Annotated in this window: 21 protein-coding genes and 2 tRNA genes; 13 read left to right on the top strand and 10 right to left on the bottom strand. The window is 64.2% G+C overall.

Going from position 1 to position 21,236, the window contains the following annotated elements; translation table 11 throughout:
* The first annotated feature begins 33 nt into the window (after nucleotides 1-33).
* Together phoB and phoR are read left to right on the top strand one after the other, a co-directional pair.
* Entirely contained in the window at nucleotides 34-735 is a 702-nt protein-coding gene (phoB, locus tag NCS58_RS10025) for a phosphate regulon transcriptional regulator PhoB (protein ID WP_061120967.1), read from the top strand.
* 63 nt (nucleotides 736-798) lie between these two features.
* The gene (gene phoR / locus NCS58_RS10020; protein ID WP_061120966.1) at nucleotides 799-2,112 is read left to right on the top strand and encodes a phosphate regulon sensor histidine kinase PhoR; all 1,314 of its coding nucleotides are present in this window, start codon (nucleotides 799-801) and stop codon (nucleotides 2,110-2,112) included.
* 80 nt (nucleotides 2,113-2,192) lie between these two features.
* Here phoR and ppk1 read toward each other — a convergent pair whose 3' ends face one another.
* Nucleotides 2,193-4,256, bottom strand: coding sequence for a polyphosphate kinase 1 (gene ppk1 / locus NCS58_RS10015; protein ID WP_250538358.1), 2,064 nt, complete (start codon nucleotides 4,254-4,256; stop codon nucleotides 2,193-2,195).
* A gap of 251 nt (nucleotides 4,257-4,507) precedes the next feature.
* On the opposite strand from ppk1, the gene ppx reads away from it, so the two are divergent.
* On the top strand, nucleotides 4,508-6,019 hold the full coding sequence (gene ppx, locus NCS58_RS10010; RefSeq protein WP_061120964.1) for an exopolyphosphatase: 1,512 nt from the start codon (nucleotides 4,508-4,510) through the stop codon (nucleotides 6,017-6,019).
* Between the two features lie 55 nt (nucleotides 6,020-6,074).
* On the opposite strand, the gene NCS58_RS10005 is transcribed toward ppx, so the two are convergent.
* Complete coding sequence (locus tag NCS58_RS10005; protein WP_061120963.1) at nucleotides 6,075-6,899, bottom strand: GNAT family N-acetyltransferase; 825 nt, start codon at nucleotides 6,897-6,899, stop codon at nucleotides 6,075-6,077.
* 141 nt (nucleotides 6,900-7,040) lie between these two features.
* Entirely contained in the window at nucleotides 7,041-7,499 is a 459-nt protein-coding gene (locus NCS58_RS10000; protein ID WP_061120962.1) for a histidine phosphatase family protein, read from the bottom strand.
* 106 nt (nucleotides 7,500-7,605) lie between these two features.
* Here NCS58_RS10000 and NCS58_RS09995 point away from each other — a divergent pair.
* From NCS58_RS09995 to NCS58_RS09985, 3 genes are all read left to right on the top strand, one after another.
* Nucleotides 7,606-7,682: transfer RNA gene (locus NCS58_RS09995), tRNA-Pro, on the top strand.
* 70 nt (nucleotides 7,683-7,752) lie between these two features.
* Nucleotides 7,753-7,926 carry a hypothetical protein gene (locus NCS58_RS09990; RefSeq protein ID WP_250476862.1) on the top strand — a complete coding sequence of 58 codons (174 nt, stop codon included), beginning with the start codon at nucleotides 7,753-7,755 and terminating at the stop codon, nucleotides 7,924-7,926.
* Between the two features lie 228 nt (nucleotides 7,927-8,154).
* Nucleotides 8,155-8,298, top strand: coding sequence for a hypothetical protein (locus NCS58_RS09985; protein ID WP_250476861.1), 144 nt, complete (start codon nucleotides 8,155-8,157; stop codon nucleotides 8,296-8,298).
* A gap of 31 nt (nucleotides 8,299-8,329) precedes the next feature.
* Here NCS58_RS09985 and NCS58_RS09980 read toward each other — a convergent pair whose 3' ends face one another.
* The 3 genes from NCS58_RS09980 to NCS58_RS09970 form a co-directional block, all read right to left on the bottom strand.
* A complete protein-coding gene (locus NCS58_RS09980; protein WP_061120961.1) occupies nucleotides 8,330-8,650 on the bottom strand; it encodes a hypothetical protein in 321 nt (106 codons plus the stop codon).
* 30 nt (nucleotides 8,651-8,680) lie between these two features.
* Complete coding sequence (locus NCS58_RS09975; protein ID WP_250538356.1) at nucleotides 8,681-9,373, bottom strand: peptidoglycan DD-metalloendopeptidase family protein; 693 nt, start codon at nucleotides 9,371-9,373, stop codon at nucleotides 8,681-8,683.
* A 135-nt stretch (nucleotides 9,374-9,508) separates the two neighbouring features.
* Nucleotides 9,509-10,420, bottom strand: a complete 912-nt coding sequence (locus NCS58_RS09970) for an aldose epimerase (RefSeq protein ID WP_250538354.1) — start codon at nucleotides 10,418-10,420, stop codon at nucleotides 9,509-9,511.
* Between the two features lie 564 nt (nucleotides 10,421-10,984).
* Here NCS58_RS09970 and NCS58_RS09965 point away from each other — a divergent pair.
* The 3 genes from NCS58_RS09965 (at nucleotide 10,985) to NCS58_RS09955 (ending at nucleotide 12,764) form a co-directional block, all read left to right on the top strand.
* Nucleotides 10,985-11,815, top strand: coding sequence for an undecaprenyl-diphosphate phosphatase (locus NCS58_RS09965; RefSeq protein WP_250476860.1), 831 nt, complete (start codon nucleotides 10,985-10,987; stop codon nucleotides 11,813-11,815).
* A gap of 93 nt (nucleotides 11,816-11,908) precedes the next feature.
* Nucleotides 11,909-11,985: transfer RNA gene (locus NCS58_RS09960), tRNA-Arg, on the top strand.
* Between the two features lie 323 nt (nucleotides 11,986-12,308).
* Nucleotides 12,309-12,764 (top strand): response regulator, encoded by a 456-nt coding sequence (locus NCS58_RS09955; RefSeq protein WP_061120957.1) that lies wholly within the window; start codon nucleotides 12,309-12,311, stop codon nucleotides 12,762-12,764.
* On the opposite strand, the gene NCS58_RS09950 is transcribed toward NCS58_RS09955, so the two are convergent.
* Both NCS58_RS09950 and NCS58_RS09945 read right to left on the bottom strand, forming a co-directional pair.
* Nucleotides 12,664-13,968, bottom strand: coding sequence for a cyanate transporter (locus NCS58_RS09950; protein ID WP_250538353.1), 1,305 nt, complete (start codon nucleotides 13,966-13,968; stop codon nucleotides 12,664-12,666). The two genes, NCS58_RS09955 and NCS58_RS09950, sit on opposite strands and share 101 nt — an antisense overlap.
* Nucleotides 13,965-15,155 (bottom strand): amidohydrolase family protein, encoded by a 1,191-nt coding sequence (locus NCS58_RS09945; protein WP_250538352.1) that lies wholly within the window; start codon nucleotides 15,153-15,155, stop codon nucleotides 13,965-13,967. The genes NCS58_RS09950 and NCS58_RS09945 overlap by 4 nt, the downstream gene beginning before the upstream one ends.
* 151 nt (nucleotides 15,156-15,306) lie before the next feature.
* Here NCS58_RS09945 and NCS58_RS09940 point away from each other — a divergent pair, with 151 nt between their 5' ends.
* A complete protein-coding gene (locus NCS58_RS09940; RefSeq protein ID WP_250476856.1) occupies nucleotides 15,307-16,020 on the top strand; it encodes a GntR family transcriptional regulator in 714 nt (237 codons plus the stop codon).
* Nucleotides 16,021-16,093: 73 nt separating this feature from the next.
* On the opposite strand, the gene NCS58_RS09935 is transcribed toward NCS58_RS09940, so the two are convergent.
* On the bottom strand, nucleotides 16,094-17,662 hold the full coding sequence (locus NCS58_RS09935) for an acid phosphatase (protein ID WP_250538351.1): 1,569 nt from the start codon (nucleotides 17,660-17,662) through the stop codon (nucleotides 16,094-16,096).
* Nucleotides 17,663-17,880: 218 nt separating this feature from the next.
* On the opposite strand from NCS58_RS09935, the gene NCS58_RS09930 reads away from it, so the two are divergent.
* From NCS58_RS09930 to NCS58_RS09920, 3 genes are all read left to right on the top strand, one after another.
* The gene (locus NCS58_RS09930) at nucleotides 17,881-19,233 is read left to right on the top strand and encodes a cytochrome-c peroxidase (protein ID WP_250538350.1); all 1,353 of its coding nucleotides are present in this window, start codon (nucleotides 17,881-17,883) and stop codon (nucleotides 19,231-19,233) included.
* 144 nt (nucleotides 19,234-19,377) lie between these two features.
* Complete coding sequence (locus NCS58_RS09925) at nucleotides 19,378-19,776, top strand: RT0821/Lpp0805 family surface protein (protein ID WP_061120952.1); 399 nt, start codon at nucleotides 19,378-19,380, stop codon at nucleotides 19,774-19,776.
* Between the two features lie 19 nt (nucleotides 19,777-19,795).
* Nucleotides 19,796-20,245, top strand: a complete 450-nt coding sequence (locus tag NCS58_RS09920) for an NUDIX hydrolase (RefSeq protein ID WP_250538347.1) — start codon at nucleotides 19,796-19,798, stop codon at nucleotides 20,243-20,245.
* Here NCS58_RS09920 and NCS58_RS09915 read toward each other — a convergent pair whose 3' ends face one another.
* The gene (locus tag NCS58_RS09915; RefSeq protein ID WP_086961504.1) at nucleotides 20,246-21,220 is read right to left on the bottom strand and encodes a transporter substrate-binding domain-containing protein; all 975 of its coding nucleotides are present in this window, start codon (nucleotides 21,218-21,220) and stop codon (nucleotides 20,246-20,248) included.
* Between the last annotated feature and the right edge of the window lie 16 nt (nucleotides 21,221-21,236).

Here is a 21,236-nt window from a genome sequence, read left to right as displayed (position 1 = left end):
GTTTTAACTCAAGCAAAAGGTCAAGAGGTGCCGATGCCCAGCAGTATCCTCGTCGTCGAAGACGAACCCGCGATCTCCGAGCTGATTTCGGTGAATCTTCAACATGCGGGACATTGCCCGATTCGCGCATACAACGCGGAGCAGGCGCAAAACCTGATCAGCGACGTGCTGCCCGATCTCGTGCTGCTCGACTGGATGTTGCCCGGCAAGTCGGGCATATCGTTCGCGCGCGAACTGCGCAACAACGAGCGCACGAAGCACATCCCGATCATCATGCTGACCGCGCGCGGCGACGAGCAGGACAAGGTGCTCGGCCTCGAGATCGGCGCGGATGATTACGTCACGAAGCCGTTCTCGCCGAAGGAACTGATGGCGCGCATCAAGGCGGTTCTGCGCCGCCGCGCGCCGCAGTTGACGGAAGACGTGGTCGCGATCAACGGCCTGCGCCTCGATCCGGCGACGCATCGCGTGGCGGCGAGTCATTCGGGCAACGACATCAAGCTCGATCTCGGCCCGACCGAATTCCGGCTGCTGCATTTCTTCATGACGCATCCGGAGCGCGTGCACAGCCGCACGCAACTGCTGGATCAGGTGTGGGGCGATCACGTATTCGTCGAAGAGCGCACGGTCGATGTGCACATCAAGCGTCTGCGCGCCGCGCTCAAGCCGGCGGGCTGCGATGCTATGATCGAAACGGTGCGCGGCAGCGGATACCGGCTTGCGAAGAGCGCCTGAGTCCGGGTTCAGCGTCGTCCGCTTCAACGTTCCGCATCAACGTCACTCAGACTCGCCGACAACATGAACATCATCTGGACGCGTGCGATCGTGTCCCTCGCGCTGCTCGCCGCGCTCTGCGTCGCGATCGGCGCATTCGCGGGCGTGCGGGTCGCACTCGCCTTCGCGGTGCTCATGCTCGTCGTGCAAGGTTTCTTCGTCACCTATCACATGCAGCGCCTGTGGCGTCTGCTCGAAGCGCCGGTCTACGGCGAAGTGCCGAGCGCGCTCGGCATCTGGGGCGAAATCTACTACCGCCTGCACAAGCTCGCGAAGCGCTGGCACGCGCAAGTGCGCCAGGTCGAGCAACAGCATGCGCGCTTCATTCAGGCGATCCAGGCGTCACCGAACGGTGTGGCGATGCTCGACGATCACGACCAGATCGAGTGGTGCAACGCGATCGCCGAGAAGCACTTCGGGCTCGATGCAAAGCGCGACTTGCGCCAGCACATCACGCATCTCGTGCGTCATCCGGATTTCGTTCGCTACCTGAACGCGCACCACTACGAAGAGATGCTCGTGATGCGCGGCATGGGCGTGAGCCGCAAATACACGGTGTCGGTGCAGGTGTTTCCGTATGGCGATCATCGCAAGCTGATTCTCACGCAGGACATCACCGAGCTGGAGCGCACGGATTCGATGCGACGCGACTTCGTCGCCAACGTCTCGCATGAACTGAAAACGCCGCTCACGGTGCTCTCCGGCTTTCTCGAAACGATGCGCGAGCTGCCGCTCGACGAAGCCGACCGCAGGCGCTATCTCGACATGATGGAGCAGCAGGCGTCGCGCATGCAGAACATCGTGCGGGATCTGCTCGTGCTCGCCAATCTGGAAGGCGACATGCGTCCGCCTGGCGAAGAGCTGCTCGACATGCGTGCCGTGATGCGCCACCTGGAAGACGATGCGAACAATCTGTCGAACGGGCGGCATCGCATCACGTTCCATTGCGACGATGCGCTGACCATCGCGGGCGCGGAGACGGAAGTGATGAGCGCGCTCGGCAACCTCGTGACGAACGCGGTGCGTTATACGCCGGATGGCGGAACGATCGAAGTGACGTGGCAGCGGTTGAAGGAGCGCGCGGTGTTCACCGTGCGAGACAGTGGGCTCGGCATTCCGGCGGAGCATATCCCGCGTTTGACCGAGCGTTTCTATCGCGTGGATCGTAGCCGGTCGCGGGATACGGGCGGCACGGGGCTCGGGCTCGCCATCGTCAAGCATGTGTTGCAACGGCACAATGCCGAGCTCGATGTGAAGAGCGAGGTGGGGAAGGGGAGCATGTTCATCGTGCGGTTTCCTGGGTCGCGGACAGCGTTGAGGAAGTCGCTGGCCGCGTGAGGGGCTTCTGGTTTTTTGCTTTCGCTTTCGTCGGATCCCCATAAGACATCGGGATCCGGCGAAAGCGAAAGCAAATAAAATCAGGAGCAAAACTTCGCAAGCAACCCCAACTGGGCGTTGCGAATAGCCTTGCCAGGCCGACGCTTGCGATAGTGCCCATCGCTTTGCATCACCCACGCCGATTGATTGTCACCGAGACACACCGACAACCCTTCGGCAATTACGCGCCGCTTCAGCCTCCGATCGCGTATCGGAAACGCTACTTCCACGCGTCTGAAGAAGTTGCGATCCATCCAGTCGGCGCTCGAAAGAAACACATCTTCCTTGCCGTTCGCATAGAAATAGAAGATGCGATGGTGTTCGAGAAAGCGCCCGACGATCGACCGGACCGTGATGTTCTCCGACAGATCCTCCACACCCGGCTTGAGCGAACACACACCACGCACGATCAGATCGATCTTTACGCCCGCATGCGACGCCTCGTAAAGCGCGGCAATGACGGTAGGCTCGAGCAACGCATTCATCTTCGCGACGATGCGCGCACGCCGCCCCGCGCGCGCATGCTCGGCCTCGGCGCGAATCGCTTCGATGAGCTTCGCATGCAGCGTGAACGGCGATTGCCATAGCTGATTGAGCGCAATCTCGCCGCCGATGCCCGTCAGTTGCTGAAACACGTGATGCACGTCCTCGCACATCTCCTGATCGGAAGTCATCAGGCCGAAGTCGGTATAGAGACGCGCCGTGCGCGGATGATAGTTGCCCGTGCCCAGATGCGCGTAACGCTTCAGCACGAGCTTGCCGCCCTGCGACACACGCCGCACGATCAGCATCATCTTCGCGTGGCACTTGTGGCCGACCACGCCATACACGACATGCGCGCCCACGGCTTCGAGCTGCGACGCCCAATTGATGTTCGTCTCCTCGTCGAAACGCGCGAGCAGCTCGACGACGACGGTCACTTCCTTGCCATTGCGCGCGGCCTGCATGAGCGCGTCCATCAGCGGCGAATCGGTGCCCGTGCGATAGATGGTCTGCTTGATTGCGACGACCTGCGGGTCCTTCGCCGCCTGAAGCAGCAACTCCAGCACCGGCTGAAAGCTCTCGTACGGATGATGCAGCAGGATATCGCCCTGATCGACCGCATCGAAAAGATTCGACGTGTTCGCGATCGCCTTCGGCACGGAAGGGATATGCGGCACGAACTTGAGGTCCGGCCGGTCGACCATCTCGGGCAACTGCATGAGGCGCACGAGATTGACCGGCCCGTTCACGCGATACAGATCGCGTTCGCTCAACTGACCTTCATCGAGGAGGCGCCGCACGAGATGCGGGGGCGTTTCCGCCGACACTTCGAGACGCACTGCGTTGCCCAGATGCCGCGCTGGCAATTCGCCCTGCAGCGCGACGCGCAGATTGGTGATTTCGTCCTCGTCGACGAAGAGCTCGCTATTGCGCGTAATGCGAAACTGATTGCAGCTGCGCACGACGAGATGCGGGAACAGGTCGTTCACGAAGTGCTGCATGAACGAACTCAGCAGCACGAAACCATGCGGATACCCCGACAGCGCTTCGGGCATGCGCACGAGGCGCGGCAACGCGCGCGGCGCCTGGACGATGCCCATCATCGCCTGCCGGCCGAAGGCGTCGGTGCCCTCCAGCTCGACGACGAAGTTCAGGCTCTTGTTCAGCACGCGCGGGAACGGGTGCGCGGGATCGAGCCCGATCGGTGTGAGCACCGGCAGCAATTCGCTGTGAAAGTATTCGCGCGCCCATGCGGTCTGCTGCTCGGTCCAGTCTTCCGCGCCGTGGAAATAGATGCCTTCCATTTCGAGTGCGGGCAGCACGATGTCGTGCAGCATCGAGTATTGCTGGCGCACGAGACGCTGCGCGCGCTCCGAGACGAGGTCGTAGACGTGCTGCAGCGACATCCCGTCCGGCGACAGCGAGCCGGGGTTGTCGCGCATCTGCTCCTGCAGACCCGCCATGCGGACTTCGAAGAATTCGTCGAGGTTACTGCTGGTGATGCAGATGAAGCGCAGGCGTTCCAACAGGGGAACGGTCGTGTCGGCGGCTTGCGCGAGGACGCGCTCGTTGAAACCTAATATGCCCAGTTCGCGGTTGAATAGCGGATAGCGTATGGACATCGGAGGGAGGGAAGGTGTCTCGATCAGATGGGCAAGGGAACTCTCGGATGCTCTCACAGTATCATGTGTTTTTTATGACAGACCGATTGTCACAAATTCTACTCACATTGCGAATAGCGTCGCTAGCGCAAACGCGCGGTTCCGAACGAGCGGCGAGGGCCGTGGGCCGTGTCGGCATAGAATAGAATTCGTGCGCTGCAACAGCGCCGCTGTGACAGTGCCTTTCCCCACTTCACGACTCTGGATATCCGATGGTCACACATCCCCATCTACTTGCCGCCGTCGACCTCGGATCGAACAGCTTCCGGTTGATCGTGGGACGGGTCGAGGAAACGCCCGCGGGCAGCCAGATCTATCAGGTCGACGCGCTGCGCGAACCCGTGCGGCTCGGCGGCGGCCTGTCCAAGGACAAGCTGCTCGATCGCGCGTCGCAGGTGCGCGGCTGGGAGGCCCTGAAGCGTTTCGGCGAACGCCTGCGCGATTTTCATCCCGATCACGTGCGGGCCGTCGCCACTAACACACTGCGGGTCGCGAAGAACGCGCACGATTTTCTCGTCGAGGCGGAAGCCGCGCTCGGTTTTCCGATCGAAGTGATCGCGGGGCGCGAGGAAGCGCGCCTCATCTACGCGGGCGCGGCGCACTCGGTGCCCGCGAGCGCGGGCAAGCGGCTCGTGGTCGATATCGGCGGCGGCTCGACGGAGTTCATCATCGGCTCGCATTACACGCCGATTCACATGGAAAGCCTCTATATCGGCTGCGTGAGCCATAGCCGCCAGTTTTTTCCGGCGGGCAACGTCGACGAATACACGATGCGTCAGGCGGAACTCGCCGCCAAACGCGAAATCCAGATTATTTCGAGCGAATACAAGGGCACCGGCTGGGATCAGGCGATCGGCTCGTCGGGTACGGCGCGCGCGCTCGCGGAATTGATCGAGGCGAACGGTTTCAATGACGAAGGCATCACGCACGGCATCTCGCGCGGCGGCCTGGAGAAACTGAAGCGCGCGCTCATCAAGGCCGAGAACGTGAACCGGCTAAAGCTCGTCGCGCTGAAAGCCGATCGCGTGCCGGTGCTGGCGGGCGGCTTGTCGATCATGCTCGGCGTGTTCGAGGAACTGGGCATCGAATACGCCGACACGACCGACGCCGCGCTGCGTCTCGGCGTGCTGTACGACCTGCTCGGGCGCTCACAGCATCAGGATATGCGCACGGTGACGGTCGAAGGCTTCAAGCGCCGTTATGGCGTCGATGCCGCGCAGGCCGAGCGCATCGGCGAACTGGCGATCAGCTTCTACGATCAGCTCGACGAACCCGACGAGGACGTGCGCGAGGAAAATCGCATGTTCCTCGCGTGGGCGGCGGCGCTGCACGAGATCGGCTTGTCGATCGCGCATAGCGCCTATCACAAGCATTCGGCGTATATCGCGAGCAACGCCGACATGCCCGGCTTCTCGCGCACCGATCAGGCGCGTCTCGCCACGCTCGTCCTCGGGCATGCGGGCAAGCTCGGCAAGCTCGCGCAGTCGCGCGACATCGAGTGGACGTTGCTCTTCTGCCTGCGCCTCGCGGCGTTGCTGTCGCGCCGCCGCACGGATGTCGGACTGCCCGGCATCGAGGTGAAGAAAGCGCGCGGCGGTTTCGAAGTACATGTGCCCAACGAGTGGGTGACGAACAATCCGCTCACCGATTACAGCCTCGTTCAGGAAGCGATGGAATGGGAGAAGATCGGCCGGCCGTATCGCGTGGTCTACACGGGCGACTGATGCCGCGATGAGAATGAGAAGGCCCCGTCGAGCGGGGCCTCTTCGTTTCGGGGCTTCAGCGTCCCTGCATGTCGCCGATGAAGTGCCGCGCATAACGCGCGTTGATATCGGAGAGACGGAAGAGGGTGAGGAAGTCGGCGGTGTTGAAGTCGGGATCCCAGGCGGGTGCGCCGCAGATCTTCGCGCCCAGGCGCAGATAACCTTTCACGAGCGGCGGCGGGCTCACGGTCGCGCCCGTGCGCAGTTCCTCGACGGGCAGCGGCGTGTGCGCAAAGGCGCGGTATTCGGGCGCCGTGAGCGCATTGGCCGGCAGCGAGGTATAGAGATTCGCGGCGTAATGCCCGCCGTCGATCATGCCGACGCTCGCGCAGCCGAGCATCGTTTCATAGCCGTTTTGCATCATGTACGCGGCGAGGCCGCCCCACAGCGACATGATCACCGCGCCGTTGCGATAGTCCGGATGCACGCACGAGCGGCCCACTTCGACGAGCTTCGGCCGCAGATGCGTCAGGCGCGACACGTCGAACTCGCTTTCGGCGTACAGACGGCCGATGCGCGCGGCCTGATGCGGCGGCAGCACGCGATACGTGCCCACGACCTGCAGCGTGTCGAGATCGCGCACGAGCAGGTGATCGCAATAGGCGTCGAAGGCATCGACGTCGAGGCCCGCGGGGCCGGACAGATGCGCGCCCATTTCTTCGGAGAACACGCGGTAGCGCAGGCGCTGCGCGTCGCGTAGCGCGTCTTCGTCACGCGCCCACGCCACTTGCAGGCGCTCGCGGCCCGTGACGGTTTCGGACGGACGCGGAAGGTGGCGGCGCGAATCGAGCGAGAGCGATGACGCTCCGAGTTGCAGGAAGGGCGTCGGCAAATCTTGCATTGGCGTTCCTCGACAGGACGTGGCTGTGGCTTCAAGTCCTCGCCAATGTAGTAATGCACGGTGACGCTCGCATGGCATCGCAATGACGTTTCGATGAAACGACACGCGCATGAACGCGAGCTTGCGCCGCCGCTGCCGCGCTCAAAGCAGATCGGGATTGACCACCGCGCGCAGCACGACGTGGCCGTCGCCGCTGCGCGTGCGGCCCTGGAACCACCAGATGCCGGCCTTCTTGATCGACCATTCCGATTCGTGGCCGGTCATGAGGAGGGCGGCGACGCGGCCGAGCGTCGGCTGATGCCCGATCACGACGACCGTCTCCGCGACGCCCTCCGGCCAGCCGGCCGCATCGAGCACGGCCTGCGCGCCGTTGCCCGGCGCGAGCGCGTCGATAACGCGATAGCGGTCGCCGAAGGCCTCGGCCGTCTGGATCGTGCGCGTCGCGGGACTGGCGAGCAAGACGGCGTCATCGTCGATGCGCGCCTTCAACCATTTCGCGATGCCTTGCGCCTGCTTGCGTCCGCGCGACGTGAGTTGCCGCGCGAGATCGCTCGACGCCTGATCTTCCGCTTCGGCGTGACGCCAGAGTATGAGGTTCATGGGGTGTCTCCGGATGATGAGGTTCGCTCTCGGACGAAGCAGAAAGATGCGTGCCCGCGTTTTCCGTTGCGAACGCGCGCCGGGCACGTTACAATCTGCGGCTTCTCGGAGCGTAGCGCAGCCTGGTAGCGCATCTGATTTGGGATCAGAGGGTCGAAGGTTCGAATCCTTTCGCTCCGACCACGATACACGAAGGGGTTACAAGTTACGGCTTGTAGCCCCTTTGTCTTTTCGACGCTCGTTCGGGAGTCTCATGCCGCGTATCGTTTCCGCCGTTGTCTGCATCGCACTCGTCGCGTTCGGCCTCGCCGCCTGCGCCGACACTTCTCATCAGAAGCACGAACCGCAAGATCCGCCCGACTACAAGGGCGTGCCGACGGACATGACCCCGCCGTCGATGATCACCGATCCGGTCAAGCCTCAATAAGCGCCAACATCGGGGCTTCTGATGACCCGCGCTGACTGTTCGCGCGGACATCTTGCGCGGGCTGGCGCCGGTATCAAAAGCACGCCGTGTCATGACTGTGTGCACGCCGCCGCCGGATGCGCCGGTTGCGGCAAATGTTACCTGTCACACGTTTTCAGAAGGTTCCTTCGAGCGGAACAATTGCCGGACGAGTATCATCTGGCGAACGTGTTTCAAAGTGTATCTGTCATGGATCTGCTCTGGGTTTTCGCTGCCGTCGCACCGCTCGCGGTCGGATCGCTCGTTGCGTTTGCGGCGCATATCGATCCGCTGTCGGGACATTGGCGCACGCCGGGCGCGAAGAAGCCGAAGGACGACGCGGCTGACGCCTGACGGCCCGCGCGTCGCACTGCTCGCCGAGGCATCACTGTTTGCAGCGGATCACCATCGAGCGATTCTTGATGTTCGCCCCGAAAATTCCGCCGACGGAACCACCCGCGGTCGCGCCGGTGTCGGCGTCCTTCGACACCACGTCGTAACCGTACGCCCCGCACATTTCGCCCGCCTGCTTGTAGCAGGCTGCCCAGGTCGTGCTCGCATCGCTGCCGCTGCAGTTGATCGCGAAGCCCGTGTCGCCCGAAGGCAGGTAGGTCATCGTCGCCGTGTGCGCGCATCCGGCGAGTGCGCCGGTCAAGGCCAGCGCCGCGCCGAGCGCGGCCGTGTTCATCCTCATCGTCAATCTCATCAATCTTCCTCGTAACGTCCGCCGGACTTCTTAACGCGGCGGTAGATAGCGCGCCGGGTCCGTCGAGCGGCCCATGTAGCGCACTTCGAAATGCAGCATCGTGCGGTCGCTGTCGGTATCGCCCATTTCGGCAATTTGCTGGCCCTGTTGCACGGTCTGGCCTTCCTTTACCAGCAGCGCCCGATTGTGGGCGTAGGCGGTCAGATAATCATCGTCGTGCTTGACGATCAGCATGTTCCCGTAGCCGCGCAGGCCGTTGCCCGCGTAGACGACACTGCCGGTGGCGGCAGCCACGACGGGCGTGCCCGCCACATTGGCAATATCGATGCCCTTCGAGTTCTTGCCGTCGAAGCCGCGAATGATGCTGCCCTGCGCCGGCCAGACGAGCGTTACGCCCGGGCCCGCCTTGTTCTGCGACGAAGCCTGCGCGCCGGCATCGCTCTTCGCGCTGCCGCCCGCTCCCGCACTCGATGAGTCCGCCGCAGCCGCGCTGCCCGCCGGCGGCGCGATGCGCAGCACTTGTCCGACCTCGATGGCGTCGGGATTCGTGAGCCCGTTCCAGCGCTTGATGTTCGAGACCGTGGTGCGATTCTCGCGCGCGATCTTCGACACGGTGTCGCCACGCTCCACGCGATAAAAGCCCGGCGCGACCGGCCCCGTTCCACACGCGGCCAACGCTGCGACGAGCGATGCGCAGACGAGCCGTCGAATTCTTTTTTGCAAACCTGACCTCGTAAAGCACCGCCGCGAGAAGTGCGCAGCACAGTCGCACGGCGAATCAAAAGGCAGGATTTTACCGTCTCGGGTTTCCCCGAACAGAAAGACGCCGCGTGCGGCCTTGCGTCGGCGCCGTTCGCCTTACTCGCCGTGCGTGACGGCGAGCCTGAGCGATGCCGTCTCGGTCTTGCCCGGCGCGAGCCAGCGCAGGCCGCGGCCATTGTGAATGGCGTCGGGCAGGCCGATCCACGGCTCGACGCAATAGAAGTCCGAGGTGTCCGATTCGGTCCAGGTCGTCACCGCGTACCACGGCACGGAGTCCGGCTGCTGCAGTTCGAAGGCGATCGTGCGCTTAAGGCCCGGCAGCTTGAGCAACATGGGTTCGTCGGACTGTTGCGTGAGGCAGTGAAACGTATCGACGATGCTCGGGTCGGCGAGCGAATAGCGCGGCAGCCCGGGCTCGGCTTCGCTGATCGAGCCGTCCGTGAGTTGCCGGCGCCGCTCGGTGTGCGGCAGCTCCACGCTGCTCTCGGCGCGCCGGCCGTGCGGCAGATCGAAGTAGAAGTGATGCCCGGCGTAGTAGGGCAGCGCGACTTCGCCCGGATTCGACGTCGTGAGTTCGACTTCGAGCGTATTGCCGTCGACGATGCGGTATGCCGCCTCGAAGCGAAATGCGAACGGATAGCCGTCGCGGGTCGCGTCGCTGTCGACGAGCGTCATGCGCAGGCCGTGCCCGTCCGCATCGCGCGTCCAGGAGAAGGGCAGGTTGCGCGCGAAGCCGTGGGTCGGCAGCGCATGCACGACGCCTTCAGGGTCGCGCCATTTGCCGATCTCGCCGTCGACGAAATGACGCCCGAGAAACGGGAAGAGCAGCGGATTGCCGCCGCGGATCTTGGCCGGATTGGACCAGTCGGGTCCATTGGGTCCCGTGGGCCAGTGCAGGACCGCATCGCCACCGACGCGCCAGGTCATGAGCCGCCCGCCCGCCTGCGGAGCGAGCTGGATGGCGGCGCCGTCGCGCTCGATTTCGATGACGTCAATTTCCGGTGACATGATGGCAGGCGCTCCGTTGAATGGCGAGGCGCCGCGCACGGCGATCCGGCGCGGCTCGACCCGACGATTCTGCCTTGGAATTCCGTCCGGAAAAACCCTTTGCGGGAAATTGCGACTAAGCAAGGCTTATGCAATATGTTGTTATATGCTTCCAGTGTTAGGAATCAGACGGACAAGGAGCAACCATGGATCTGGCGATGGCAATGGGCGTCGCGATGTTCGGCCTCTTCGGCGCGAGCACGGCAGTCTTCCTCTACAAGCTGACGGCCTGACGGGTAACGCGGTCCGCAACGCCGCGCAGTGCTACCTGGCGCGCTTTCTTTCGTATAGCCTGTAGTCCGCTTGCGATCATTCTTCGTTTTCCCGACGATTGACTGTCGGTGCAATTTGTGTGCGGTTTGCGCTTGGCGCTCGATTTCCCCCCCGGCATAATCGGTCCCGTTTGCGCGCCGTATCGGCTTTTCCTTCCTGTTCCAATATCCCCCTGCCTCGTTCGGCTTCGCGTGATGCGAGGGATGGAACTGCACGGCGCGTCCTTCTTCCTCCTCAAAAAAGGACCGACGCGTGACTCTGTGGTTTCTCGTATTCTTGAGCGTGCTCCAGGGCGTGACCGAACTCTTTCCGGTCAGCAGTCTCGGGCACACCTTGCTCGTTCCCGGGCTGATCGGCATGCATATCGACAAGCATGCGCCGCAATTACTGCCGTTTCTGGTCGCGTTGCACCTCGGCACGGCCATCGCGCTGCTATGGTATTTCCGCACGCGCTGGATCGCGCTGATCCGCGGCTTCTTCGCGTCGCTCGGCGGCCGCAAGAACGACGACGGCCACATGATGTGGGCGCTCATCATCGGCACGATTCCGACGTGTATCGTCGGGCTGGTGCTCGAAAAGCGGCTCGAGGCAATTTTTCACGATTTGCGGATCGTCGCGGCGGCGTTGATCGTCAATGGCGTGCTCCTGTGGCTGGGCGACCGTTTGCAGAGAAGCCGCGCGACACGAGCACCCGAGAAGCTCACGTTCAAGCAAGCGTTTCTGGTGGGCCTTGCGCAGATCGGCGCGTTGATTCCGGGTTTTTCGCGCAGCGGTCTGACGATGATCGCGGGCGTGGGCGCGGGCCTCACGGCGCAGGCTGCAGCGGAATTCTCGTTTCTGCTCGGCACGCCGATCATCTTCGCGGCGGGCGTGCTCGAATTGCCGAAGCTCTTTCACGCGCCGGGGCAACTGGCCGATTCGCTGCTGGGCGGCGTGCTGACCGGCATCGCGGCGTATCTCAGCGTGCGTTTTCTGATGCGCTACTTCGAAGGGCACGGCAAGCTCGCCTCGTTCGGTGTGTATTGCGTGATCGCGGGCGTTTTCTTCCTCGGCTGGTTCACGATGCATCCGCAGCCGGTGTGACGAACTCGGGACTAGCGAAGCGGCGAATGAGGTAAAATCGCGATCTCTTCGGATCAGCGGCTGCTTTTTTCTGCATTGCCGCGCTCCGGTTCTCCGCCCTTAGCTCAGCTGGATAGAGCAACGGCCTTCTAAGCCGTAGGTCACACGTTCGAGTCGTGTAGGGCGGGCCACATGCCTGCGTCGAGCCCAGTCGTTGCGACTGGGCTTTTTGTTTTCATGAAGCCCGCACGCGCGCACCCGCGCAAATCGCCCGGAACGTCAGCATCACTAATCGAATCGGCGCCCGCCCTGCACCTGGCCCGCTTCCTGCCCATCCTCCACCCGTGCGCGTGCCCGATCTTCGCAAATCCCGCGCCCCGCAACGCATCGGAGAAACTAACCATCTCGTACAAGCGAGCGTTCCGCCCATCCGCGGTGCGCCGATGCGTCATCGTGGCGCGCGGTGCGCCATAACGGTGACGGCGACAAGCCGAATCGACACAAGAGGAATGACTTGAACAAACGAGCATACGAAACCAGCCTGGCGCAATGCTCGCTATGGAACCGCAAGCAGGCGCGCCTGCAACCGGAGTCGCGGCGCGTGCTGCTCGCGCTGCCGGAGCGCATGCTCGGCGCATCGCTCGCGTCCTTGTTCGAACTGAAGGGCTTTCCGGCGCAACTCGCGGTGGACGCGTCATCGCTCAAACATATCGCGCGGGAATGGCGTCCGCATGTGCTTTTTCTGGATACGCGCGTCGGTGGCTGCGGCAATTACGCGCTGGTCCGCGCGCTTCGCGAGCTCGATGACGACGCGAATCGCCTTGTCATCGCCATGAGCGGCTTTCTGCCCGAAGAGCCGATCGCGCGTCTCAAGGAAGCGGGCTACGACGGACACTGCCGCCGTCCGTGCCCGGTGTGGCAGATGACCGATCTGCTCGACGAGTACTTCGCATGTCACGCGGTGCGTTGAGGGCGCCGTCCTGTTGCCGCATCGCGTGCGCATAGCTGCGCGGCCCGAAGACGACATTCAGCGCGATCATCGCGAGAAGGCTCGCCGCCAGCATCATCCACGACATCGAAAAACCGCCGCTCACATCGCGAACGACGCCCGCGACGACCGGCGCGATCGCCGCGATGACGAAGCCCACGCCCTGCACGAACGCGACGAGCCGCGCGGCGAGTGCGGGATCGTCGGCGTGATCGAGGGTCAGCACGAGCGAGAGCGCGAACACGCCGCCGAGCCCGCCGCCGAGCAATGCAACGACCGCGAGCGGCGCCGCAAGCGGCGCGACGAGCAGCAGACCGAAGCCCGCCAGTTGCGCGGCGAGACCGAGCGCGAGCCACGGACGACGGTCGCGGCCGCGCCCGAAGCGGGCGGCCGCCATCGGCAGAAGCAAGGCCGACGACGCCTGGAAGACCGTCAGCATCGCCAGTAGCGCGCCGCTCTCGGTCACGCCGCGGCCGAGTTGCTGGTAGTACGCGGGCATCCATGCGACGAGGCTCGTATAGCCGCCATTGACGAGCCCGAAGAAGATTCCGAGCGTCCACGCCCGCCGATTGACAAAGAGCGATGGCGCGGGCTTCGCGTGACGCGCCGACGATGCGCGAGGCAAGGCGTCCGCGCGCATCAGGAGCATCCATGCCGCAAGCGCAATGAGCGCGGGCAACGCCCAGAACGCAAGCCCCGCCTGCCACGACATGCGCGACGCGACCGCGGGCGTGATGCTCGCGCCGAGTCCGCCGCCCGCCATGATCGATGCGGAATAGAGGCCCATTGCGAAGGGCAGGCGCGCGGCGAAGCGCGTCTTCATGACGCCGGGCAAGAGCGCCTGAATGACCGCGACGCCCGTGCCCGCGATCGCCGCGCTCGCGATGAGCGCGGCCGCGTCGCCGGCGAAGCGTCGTCCCGCGCAGGCAGCGACGATCGCGATGAGCCCGATCGCCACGCCGCGTGCCTGGCCGACTGAACGTGACAGCGCGCTCGCGCCGAACGCGCATGCGCCCATCGCGACGACGGGCAGGCCGGTCAGCATCGACGCGCCGCGGAACGACAATCCCGTCGCGTGCAGGATCACGCCCATCAGCGGGCTGATCGAGGTGAGCAGCGGCCGCAGGTTGAGGCCGATCGCGACGATCACCGCGAGCCACGCAAGGTTCGATGCGCGCGGGTTCATCGCGTGAATTCCGGCGAAATCGGCACCCCGTTCGCCATCACGAAACGCCGCGGCGGACGCATCGCGACGGCTTGCGCGACCGTTTCCGCATCGACGAGCACGAGGTCCGCGCGCATGCCCGGCGCGAGACCGTAGTGCGCGAAGCCGCACGCGCGGGCCGCTTCGATCGAGACGCAATCGAACGCGGTGGCGAGATCGTCGTCGCGGCGCAGGTCGTAGCGCATCGCGATCAGCATCGCGCGCTCGAGCATGTCGGGCGAGCCGAAGGGCGTCCACGCATCGCGAATGCCGTCGTTCCCGCCGAAGAGCGTCACGCCCGCCGCGCGCGCTTCGCGCAACGGCGGAACGCACACGGATGCGGGCGCGGTCGTCAAAAGCGCGACGTCCGCGCGCGCGATGCGTTCGAGCAACGCGCCACGCCGCGCGTCGGTCAGCGAGCCGAGGCAGAACGCATGGCTCACGACGACGCGCCCCTGATAACCATGCGCTTCCACGCGATCGAGCAGCAAGTCGAAGGTGAACGCGCCGAGATCGCCGGGCTCGTGCAGATGCATGTCGATGGGCTTGCCGTGCTTCGTCGCGATCGCGAATGTCGCGTCCAGCGAGGCGGCCGGATCGCCGTCGATCGAAGAAGGGTCGAGCGCGCCGAGCACATCCGCGCCATGCGCGAGCGCGGCGTCGAGCAGCTCGCGCGTGCCGGGGCGCTTCAGCATGCCCGATTGCGGAAACGCGACGATCTGCATGTCGAGCACATCGGCGAGCGCGGCGCGCGTCGCGCAAACGCCGTCGAGATGACGCAGGCCCGCATCGGTGTCGATATCGACATGCGTGCGCAAGCGCGTCGTGCCTGCGCGCAGGAAAGCGAGCGCCAGCGCGCGCGATGCCTTCGCGGCGTCGTGGCCGCTTTCGCCGCGCCAGCGCCGCTCGTTCTCGATGCGGTCGGCGAGGCGCGGCCCGACCGCGTTGCGATACCACGGCATGCCCCACGTGGTCTTGTCCAGATGCGTATGTCCTTCGACGAAACCGGGCAGCAGCAGCGCGAGCGCGCCGTCGATGACGATATCGCCCGGCGCGGGCTTGCGCTCGCCGTGCGGCGCGATCGCGCCGATCGTCGTGCCGTCGACGCGCACATCCACCGGCGCACCGCCGAACGGTCGTGCGTTGACGATCCAGGTCGATGGTTTCATACGATGGAATCCTCCGGTGCGTCGCTCGATTTGGTTGACCATTCTAGCAGCGTTTGGTCAACCAAAAATACGCCAAATCTGATAGGCCGGATTCGCGTCCGGACGCGGGCGCTCGCTACAATGCGACTCAACGCAAGCACGACTGGGCATCATGGCATCACGCAAGCACACATCATCGAATGAAACCGCGAGCGCAACGTCGGCCGACGAACGCGTGTACGCGGCGATCACATCCGCGCTCCTGCACGGCAAGCTCGCGCCGGGCGCGCAGCTCGTCGAGCGCGAGCTCGCCGCCGCGTTCGACTGCACGCGCGGCACGATACGCAAGGTGCTGGCAAGGCTCGGCGCCGAGGGCAAGCTCACGCTGGAAGTGAATCGCGGCGCGTTCGTGCCTTCACCCACGCCCGCCGACATCAGCGAGGTCTATCGCGCGCGGCAGGTGGTGGAGGCGGGCATCGTCGCGGCGCTGTGCGGCACGCTGACTGCGCAGGCGAAGCGCGCGTTGCGCGCGCACGTGAAAGCCGAGCAGCGCGCGGTGAAGGCGGGAAGCGTGGAGGAGTGCGTGCGCCTCGCGGGTCACTTTCATCTGCTGCTCGCGGAACTGGCGGGTGCGCCGGAAGTGCACGCGTTTCTCGCCAAGCTGGTTGCGAAGACCGAACTCTATAAGGCGCTCTTCGATCCGTCGAAATTGTCGAACTGCGCGTCGGACGAACACGGAAGACTCGTCGATGCCCTCGAGGACGGCGATCTCGCTGCCGCGCTCACGGCGATGCGAACGCATATCGACGAACTGGAAGCGCGCGTGCTCGCGCAGGCGAGCGGCGCGCGCACGAACGATCTGGCGACGCTATTTGCGGGCGCGTGAGCATCGGCACAAAAAATACGGGCCGCGGCTTGAGGGCCGCGGCCCGTCTCGTTTCAGCGTCGACGAGCAGTGCTTACTGCGAGAAGTCGAGCGCGGCGGTCAGATCGCCCATCGCCTTGCCGCCGTTCGCGACGAGCGCGTCGTCACGCGATTTCAGGCCCGGCAGTTCCGGCAAGCCGAAGCGTTTCGTGATGAAGCGCAGGATCGACGTCGTGTCGTATTGCGTGTGATCGACGAAGCCCTTCTTCGCATACGGCGAGATGATGAGCGCCGGAATACGCGTTCCCGGGCCCCAGCGGTCGCCCTTCGGCGGCGCGACGTGATCCCAGAAGCCGCCGTTCTCGTCATACGTCACGACGACGACCATGTTCTTCCACTGGGGGCTCTTCTGCAGATGGGAAACGAGATCTGCGATGTGCTGGTCGCCCTGCGCGACATCGGTGTAACCCGCGTGCTCGTTCAGGTTGCCCTGCGGCTTATAGAACGCGACTTGCGGCAGCGTGCCCGCATCGATCGCCTTGATGAACTCCGAACCGTTCGTGCCGCCATCGAGCAAGTGCTGCGCGCGATTGGCGGTGCCCGGTGCGAGGTCGGCGAAGTAGTTGAACGGCTGATGGTGCGTCTGGAAGTCGGGCACCACGTTGACCGCGCCGTTGATGACCGAACGATCGGCGAGCGCCGCCGCCCACGAGCCGCCGTACCATGCCCAGCTCACGCCGGCCGTGTTCAGCAGATCGCCGATGTGCTGTTGCGTTTGCGGCGGCAGCGTCGTCGGCTGGCTCGGGTCCGCGAGGTTCGGATCGCCGCCGGTGACCGGCTTGTTACCGCTCGGCTGATACGGCGGCTGCATCGTGTTGACGGCATAGAAATCGGGCGTGAGCGTGCCCGAGTTGACGAACTGCGCGTCGGCCGAGCCGGTCAGCGCGGAAGGCGGCGGATTGGTCTTCGTCCTGAGCGACACGCCGTCCGCATTCACTGCCGAAATCGATCCCTTCGCGACGCTTGTGTCCGCGTTCGGATAGATCGGCGTGCACGCGCAGACGAGCCACTGGTGGTTCAGGAACGAACCGCCGAACGCGCTCATGAAGAAATTGTCCGCGAGCGTGTATTGCTGCGCGATCTTGTAGAGCGGCAGCTTGTCCGGCGGCGTGTCGTAGTGGCCCATCACGAGACCGCCCGAGTCGCCCCATGCGGCGAACTTGTCGTTCTTGCCGCCGTCGATCTGCATCTGGTTCTCGTAAAAACGGTGATACAGATCGCGCGTCGTGACGTTGAGCTGCGTGTTGAAGCCGTTGGGATCGTCGATCGCGAACGGCGCGTTCGGCAGGTTCGCCGTCATCGCTTCGGAGATCGCGGGTGTCACGCCCTTCGCCGTCAGGCCGGTCCAGATCGACGGCAGCGTCGCGAGCACGCTGCCGTCGCGGTCGAGCTGCCGGGAGTTGGCCGCCGTCACGTTCTGCAGGCCGTTCGCGCCGGGGAAGTGCCCATAGAGGTTATCGAAGCTGCGGTTTTCCGCGTAGATCACGACGACGTTCTTCACCGAAGAAATATCGTTGTCTTGATGATCGTCGCCGCCGCATGCGTAGAGGCCGAGTGCGAGAGCGGCCGCGAGCGGCACCACGCAAACGAGTTTGTTGTTCATTGAGATTCTCTCTTGGTTTGGAGACCGGCGCGTGACGCGGGCGTCGTCGTCAAAAGCCTTTGCCCGCCGGCGTGGGCAGTGTCGCAACGCAAATTGACGCAGCGATGTAACAAGGCTTTCGTTTGCGTAATGTTCGCTTAATAAAGTTCGTCCTTGTCACATGAAAGACATGCGCACGACATACGCTTCGGCATCTTTCGATTCCGATCCGCACGTCCATGTCTTCGATGCGTTTGCCGTTTGTCCTTCTTGCGCTCGCGCTCGGCGCGTCATCGGCGGTAATGAGCGGCTGCGATTCCCATGCGGCGGACAACGGCGCGAGCGGGCAGACGCAGGCCGCGACGCGCATCGCGGCCGAGGCGGCGCCGCATGGTCAGTCGCGCGCGGAGGTGTTCGCGCATGTGAAGCAGATCACCTCGCTCGGCGAGAAGCTGTTCTCCGATCCGTCGCTGTCCGGCTCCGGCAAGCTCGCGTGCGCGTCGTGCCATAGCCCGAGCCATGCGTTCGGGCCGCCGAACGCGCTATCCGTGCAGCTCGGCGGCAACGACATGCATCAGCCGGGATTCCGCGCGGTGCCTTCGCTCAAGTATCTGCAGGCGGTGCCCGCCTTCACGCGCCATTTTCACGATTCCGACGATGAAGGCGACGAGAGCGTCGATGCCGGCCCGACCGGCGGGCTCACGTGGGACGGCCGCGTCGATCATGGCTCGGACCAGGCGCGCATGCCGCTCTTGTCGTCGTTCGAGATGGGCAGCACGCCGGCGAAGCTCGCGGCCGCGGTGAAGGCATCGTCCTATGCGGACGACTTCCGCGAGGCGTTCGGCGCCGATGTATTCGACAGCGACGACAAGGTGTTCGCCTCCGTGCTGCAATCGCTCGAAGCGTTCGAGCAGACGCCTGAAAAGTTTTATCCGTACACGAGCAAGTACGACGCGTTTCTCGCGGGCCGCGCGAAGCTCAACGAGGCCGAGATGCACGGCCTGCGGCTCTTCAACGACGAGAACAAGGGCAACTGCGCGTCGTGCCACATCAGCCAGCGCGCAAAGGACGGCTCGCCGCCGCAGTTCAGCGACTTCGGCCTGATCGCGATCGGCGTGCCGCGCAATCGTGCGCTGCCGGTCAACAGAAACCCGAACTTCCACGATCTCGGGGCATGCGGTCCCGAGCGCCGCGACCTGACGGGCCAGGACGAGTATTGCGGCATCTTCCGCACGCCGTCGTTGCGCAATGTCGCGACGCGCAAGACGTTCTTCCACAACGGCATCTATCACAACCTGGAAGACGTGGTGCGCTTCTACGTCGAGCGCGACACGAACCCGGAGAAGTTCTATCCGGTGTCGAAGAAAGGCGTCGTCCAGAAGTTCGACGATCTGCCGAAGCGCTATTGGCAGAACGTCAATACCGAGCCGCCGTTCGATCGAACGAAGGGTGACAGGCCCGCGCTCGACGAAGCCGAGATCAGGGACGTCGTCGCGTTCCTCGATACGCTCACCGACGGCTACGATCCGGCGAAGGACAGGAACGCGCAGAAGGGCATCGGCATCGACGAAATGAACTCCACTTCCAATTGACGCAAGCCCGCGCGGCCCGGGCCGCCGAACGCCGCGCGTCATGCTATCCTCCTTGCGACCCGCCCCTACGGGCCGAGTTGATGAATCGCCGTTGCCGCTCTTTGCATCTGCAGGCGGCATACTCATCCGCAAGAGGAACATTCAATGCCGATCACACATCGAGCGCTCGCTCGCGCTTCTTTCCCGACTTTCGCGGCAGCCGCGCTGCTTGCTTTGAGCACGGGCGCAACCGCCGCGAATCTCGGATTCCTGAACAACACGCCGATCACCTACATGAAGCAGCGCGACCTGCAGGCGCTCAACAACGCCGCGCAGACCGCGCTCAATACCAAGCAGGACGGCGAATCGCTCGACTGGGACAACAAGGGCACGGGCAACACGGTCCCGATCAACGGCACGGTCACGCCGCACGAAACGTTCGAGTCCGATGGCCTCAAGTGCCGCAAGGTCACGCTCATCGCGCAGGCCAAGGGGCAGACGCAGACCTGGACGCCGGTGGCCTGCAAGGCGAGCGACGGCAAGTGGAAACTCAAGAAGCAGTGATGAACGGGCAGAGCCGTCGATGACCGCCCGCACCGTATCGTGCGGCGTGGTCATGCTGAACGGGCAGGGCGACGTGCTGCTCTGCCACGCGACCGAAACCACGCACTGGGACGTGCCCAAGGGCGCCGCCGATCCCGGCGAAAGCCCGCGCGAGGCGGCGTTGCGCGAGCTCGTCGAGGAGACGGGCATCGTGCTGCCCGCCGCGCGGCTGAAGGATCTCGGACGCTTCGTCTATCGTCGTGACAAGGACCTGCATCTCTTTGCGGTGCGCGTGAGCGAAGACGAAGTGCAGCTCGAGAACTGCGTGTGCGAATCGTATTTTCCGCGCTATAGCGACGGCACGATGATTCCCGAGATGGACGCCTACCGCTGGGTCAGCCCGGCGGACGTCGATAAGTTCGCGAGCCGCAGCCTCGCGCGTCTGTTCGAGACGACGCTATCGCTCGCGCAACTGCACGAGACGCTGTAGTCAGTCGACTGTGCGGTCATTGGGATTGGCGAAGAGCGCCTTCATTTCGGGCGACATCGGAAATTGCAGGTTCATGCCATCGGGCGGAATCGGGCGCATGAACCAGGTCTCGTAGAGCTTCGCGGCTTCGCCGGAGCGCTGCATGTTGGCGATCACGTCATCGACGATACGCTTGAACACGGGGTCGCCCTTTCTCATCATGCAGCCATACGCCTCGTTCGCGAGCGATGCGCCCGTCACCGTGTACTCGTTGCGCGCCGCGCCTTCCTGGGCGATCTTGCCGTAGAGAAGCGGATCGTCCATCACGAACGCCACCGCGCGATCCGACTTCAACGCGGCGAACGCTTCCGCATGATCGCGCGCGCTGATGATGCGCAGATTCAGCTTCTTGTCGATGCTCATCTGCCGCAACATGCGCTCATCCGATGTACCCGCCGTGGTCGCCACTGTCTTGTTCGCGAGATCCGCGTAGTCGCGAATGCCCGACTTCTTCTTCACGGCCATGCGGATGCCGTACTGGAAAAAGCTGTTCGAAAAAGCGACGAGCGGGTCGCGGTCGGCCACATGCGCGGTCGAGCCGCATTCCAGATCGACCTGATTGTTCACGACATAAGAGATGCGGTTCGCCGACGTGACCTGCACGTTCTTCACCGCGAGATTGGGCATGTTGAGGCGCTTCTTGATCTCGTCGACGACTTTGAGTGCGATGTCGTACGAGTAGCCGACCGGCTGTTGCTTCACCGTGTAGGAGAACGGCACGGACGACTCGCGGGTGCCGAGCACGATCGCGCCGTTTTCCACGATCTTGCGCAGCGTCGCGGAAGGCGGCATCTGATCGACCGTGGCCTGCGCCGTGGCGAGTTCGGCGGCGATGGCGCCGTGCGCGCCGGCGGATGCGAGCAGGAGCAAGGAGGCGAGGGCGGCGCTTCGTTGCGCCCATGTGCGGCGCTGCGCGAAGTAGTGCGGCTGCTTCATGATGTCCTCGTGAGAA

Origin of the sequence: Caballeronia sp. INML3B, from assembly GCF_023631305.1 — a bacterium.
Classification (GTDB): domain Bacteria; phylum Pseudomonadota; class Gammaproteobacteria; order Burkholderiales; family Burkholderiaceae; genus Caballeronia; species Caballeronia turbans.
This window is presented reverse-complemented; position numbering and strand designations above follow the sequence as displayed.